At 65.9% G+C, this 4,364-nt stretch carries 3 protein-coding genes; all 3 read right to left on the reverse strand.

Annotated features, from left to right (window positions below; genetic code table 11):
• Nucleotides 1–894, reverse strand: an 894-nt coding sequence (locus ELR45_RS00850; RefSeq protein WP_205855639.1) for an extracellular solute-binding protein, incomplete at its 3' end; no start/stop codon positions are given.
• 111 nt (nucleotides 895–1,005) lie between these two features.
• Nucleotides 1,006–2,097 (reverse strand): LacI family DNA-binding transcriptional regulator, encoded by a 1,092-nt coding sequence (locus tag ELR45_RS00855; RefSeq protein WP_129662675.1) that lies wholly within the window; start codon nucleotides 2,095–2,097, stop codon nucleotides 1,006–1,008.
• A 74-nt stretch (nucleotides 2,098–2,171) separates the two neighbouring features.
• Nucleotides 2,172–4,364 (reverse strand): S8 family peptidase (locus tag ELR45_RS00860; protein WP_205855640.1); only part of this gene is annotated, 2,193 nt, incomplete at its 5' end.

Consider the following 4,364-nt stretch of genomic DNA (forward strand, 5'->3'; position numbering starts at 1 on the left):
CTGCGCCGGGACCGGAGCGACGGCGAACTTGTCGGCGAAGCCCTCGCCACCAGCCTCCGTGAGCTGACCGATCTCCCATGGCCCGGTGATCATCATCGGCACGCTGCCGTCCACGAAGGCCGCTGCCGCGGCGCCCGCTGAATCGTCCGGCGTGTTGTCGGCGATGCCTTCTTCGAAGAAGCCGCTGATGTACTCCAGGGCCTCGACCGTCTCGGGGGTGTCGAGAGTCCACTCGGACTGGTCCGAATTCATGATCTCGGCACCGTTGGACCATGCGAACGGCAGCAGTCCCAGGAACGAGTTCCATCCGCCACTGGGCAGGGTCACCCCGTACTCCGCTCCGGCGTTCTCCTGCATCGCCCGGGCCAGTTCCTTGAAGCCGTCCCAGTCGGTCGGGAAGGTATCGAAACCCGCTTCCTCCATCATGTCGGTGCGGTAGAAGACGACACGTGTCTCGACATACCAGGGAACTCCATAGTGCGAGCCGTCCAGGTTCGTCGACTCGACGCTCGCGGGAAACATCCCCGACGTGTCGAGCTCATCGGGGGTCGGAAGCAGGGCATTGCCGAACGTGGGCATCCAGTCGGTGCCCAGCATGCCGATGTCCGGCGTCGTTCCGCCGGCAATGGCTGTCTGGTACTTGTTCTGTGCCGAGTCCCACGGCACCGCCGTGACATTCACGGTCACGTCGGGATTCTCGGCCTCGAACTCTTCGATGAACTCAGGGAGGGCTTCTCCCTCGGTGCCCTGGGCCCAGACGTCGATCGTGCCGGTCGCGGGACCGGAGGAGAGGTTCTCCGCGTCCTGCTGCTCCGCGTCGTCGTCGGAGCGCCCACATCCAGTGAGGATCAGCAGCGAGACCATCGCCGCGGAGATCGCTGTTCTTCGGACCATCGTTGCTCCTGTCGTCTTGTGGGTGCGACTGCGGTACCCAGCCAACTCCGAGAATCTAAGCGCATAACATCGCGCTTAGCAAGACGTATTCGGCAACGGGATGAGAGCCGTTCAGCCGCCGCCGCTCTCGGAGGGTGGGCATCCGCAGCTCTCCGCCAGCACGAACGCCGAGGTGAGAATCTCCTGCCCGGGACCTTCCTCGCGCGGTCCGTCCATGGCGTCGACGAGGACTCGCACCGCCGTGCGGCCGACGTCCTCCATCGGCTGCCTCACCGTCGTCAAACGAGGCGAGGACAGCCGGCCGGCCACGATGCCGTCGAACCCCGTGACCGCGACGTCAACCGGTACGTCGACGCCGGCGGCTCGGAGCGTGTCGATGGCCACCAGGGCTTCCTGGTCCGTGGCGCAGACGAACACCTCGGGCAGCGTATCCGGACGAAGGTGCCGGGTGACGGCAGAAATGGTCGTCGGGTCGTCACCCGGGTGGCTGGAAACCGGCGTCGAGACCGGCAGTCCCGCAGCGGACAGCGCCTCGGCGTATCCCTCGTAGCGGCCGACGAACTCGGCCGTGCCGAGCCCTCCCAAGTACACGAAACGGCGAAAGCCATGATGCCGGATCAGATGTTCGGTGAGCATGCGCATCCCTGAGCGGTTGTCGACCAGGACGGTGTGCGTCCCCTCCTGCCGAACCTCGCCACCCAGCTCAACGACCGGGATCCGCTTCGAGACCTGGACTATCGCAGCGGGCGGCGCCGAACCGGCGAACGCGATGAGTCCGTCCACCCGCCCCGCCACGTCGATCACCGCGGGCAAGTGCCCCGGGTTGTGCCCCGCGCCGAGCATCAGCGCATAGCCGCGTTGCCGGCACTCGAGCTGCACCCCGCGCTGAACCTCGTCCGCGTAGAGCGGGAACAGCCTCGCATTCGTGTCGGCGAACGCCTCAGGTGCACCTATCTCGGTACCGTCCGAGGCCGGAGGTTCCAGCAGATAATCGTAGGAGTACAACCCGATCGCACGGGTCCGCCCCTTCGCGAGACCGCGCGCGCTGGCGCTGGGCACATATCCGAGGGCGCCCGCCGCGGCGAGCACCGACTCGCGTGTCTCCTTCTTGACCCTGTCCGGTTGTGTGAAAGCGAACGAGACCGTCGCTATCGAGACCCCGGCGTGCGCAGCGACGTCGTAGACGGTGGGTCGACGTTTCATGCATCCCTCCGGGTCGTGACCCACGTCAGTCTAATCAGCGCCAGCGCCCGGCAACCCGGATAGGCGCGCATCGCTCAGTCGTCGACCCGAGTGGTGTAGGTGATCAGAAGCGTCGGGGTTCCTTCTGCGTGCGCTCTGACACCGCCACGCCCGCTGTCCACAAGGTCCACCGGCTCGGACAGCGTCATCGGCCCCGTCTGCACGAGCTCGTCGTAGATGGCCTCGATCGTCTCGAAGTACTCGTCGACCCTAGGGCTGAGCTCACTCCACCGCAGATGTTCCGGTAAATGCATGCCGAACCCGTCCCAGTAGGCATCGCTCTGCGAAGCACATCGATCCCAGGAGTCGTGCACCGTGACCGGCGGCGGCAGACTGCCTACCCGTTCGGACGTCGCGTCCGTCCCCAATGCCACGGTCACGTCGACGTCCGGCAGATCACCACCATCGTCGCCGGTATCCGGGACGGGCTTAACGTCAACGGCGACGGGCAGCTCCCAGCGGATCGACCGCATTGCCGGCAAGGTCTCGACGAAGGTCGGTACACATTTCACCGTGTGCCCCTTGAACGGGCCGACAGAGCCATACTCGCTCCCCCAGAACTGCACGGACTGCATCCGTTCGAGCGCCCACTCCCCGGTCGCGGTGTAGGTTCCGTCCTCATGCCGGAACACCACTCCGGTGATCACGCCGAACGGATATGGCCCGTCGTCGCTTCGGTCGCCTCCTTCGACGTAAAGCGGGCTTCCCTCCCACAGCATCTGAGGCGCCACCTGTGTGGGCACGACCTCCTCGGCATGACCGATCAACTCGCGAACCGGATGCGGTTCGTCGAAGCCGAGACCGATCTCGTAGGGATAGACGCCGATGACGTCGTCCTCGTACCCGTCTTCCAGCAAGCCGGTGCTGGCCAGCGCGGCGAGCACGCTGAGTCGTCCGTCGGGCAGCCGCCATTGTGGGAGCAGGCCCCGGATATCCGCCGGGGTAAGGTCAGGACGCTCCGATAAGATCACAGCGATCAACCCACTGACCAACGGCGTAGCCAGCGAACTCCCGTTGGCGATGCCGTATCCGTCGGCAACGTCCGCGTGCAGCAGCTGAACCCCGGGTGCGAGCAAATCGATGTCGGGCCTCTCCGGCGTGCACTCCCACACGGACTGATCCGGCGCGTACGCTCCGACGGAGATGACCGTGTCGTTCGACGCCGGGAGCCTCGCGTGGTTGACCTGCTCACCGGTGCCGCATGAATCGCCTGTCCCGTTGTTGCCGGCCGACGCCACCACGACGACTCCGTTCTGCTCGGCGTACGTCGTCGCCGCTTGGAACGCGGAGAGCGACGGGCAACTGGCAGGATCGGCAGAGGAACAGTTCGTATCGGCGGCCGAGACATTGATGACGTCGACACCGTGATCGACCGCCCAGATGATCGCCTCGACCATCTTCTCCGTACTGTTGTCCTCACCCAGCGCCACCGGCACTACGGTGGCGCCGGGCACTATGCCTGGAACCTGAGCGTCATGCTGGCCCACCAGCATGGACGACGTCGCCGTGGCATGCGCCTCCGCGAGCGAGACCGCTGTGCCGGACGGATCGCTCATATTCACGCCGTCCTCCACCGCACCGCGCAACGACGGATGCGAGGCGTCAGGGCCGCCCGATTCGACCACCGCGATGACCATCCCTGCGCCGCGTGGGTCGCCGGGGAGAAGGTCGAAGAACATGTCATCGACCTGCCAGGTCCCGGCCGTGCGTGACGGCGGGGTGTCACCAGCGCCGGTCGACGCCGTCACGCTGGTGTTCAATGAGGCCGAGATGATGCCCGATTCCGCCTCCCACGCCTCATCGATGATCCGCTCCGCCTCCTCCATCGAGTCAACTGGAACGGTCTCCACCTCCGGCCGGTCCCCTCCGTCGTCGGGGTCCCACCCATGGATCAACAGGACGTCGAGATTCTCGCCGTCGCCTTCGCTCTCTTGCCTTGGCCGAGGCAGATCGACATCGACGACGAACGGCTCCGAGAATGCACCGTCGTCCAGTACCGCGCTGACGGCGAGTTCGCTTCGTGCGCCGACCAGCCCTGTGTTCACCGACAGGCTGCAGCTGCCGGCACAGATGTCCGCAGGAACGTCCGTCGCCGCCCCACCGTCACCGACCCGGTAACCGACGGCACCGTCAACCGGTTGCCATTCGAGCCGAGCGGACCCGTCCACCACGTCTGCGGTCACAGCTGTCATCTCGATCGACGGATCGGGCTTACTGGGAACGTCGTT

The sequence above is a fragment of the Phytoactinopolyspora endophytica genome, assembly GCF_004138495.1.
Taxonomy (GTDB): Bacteria; Actinomycetota; Actinomycetes; order Jiangellales; family Jiangellaceae; genus Phytoactinopolyspora; species Phytoactinopolyspora endophytica.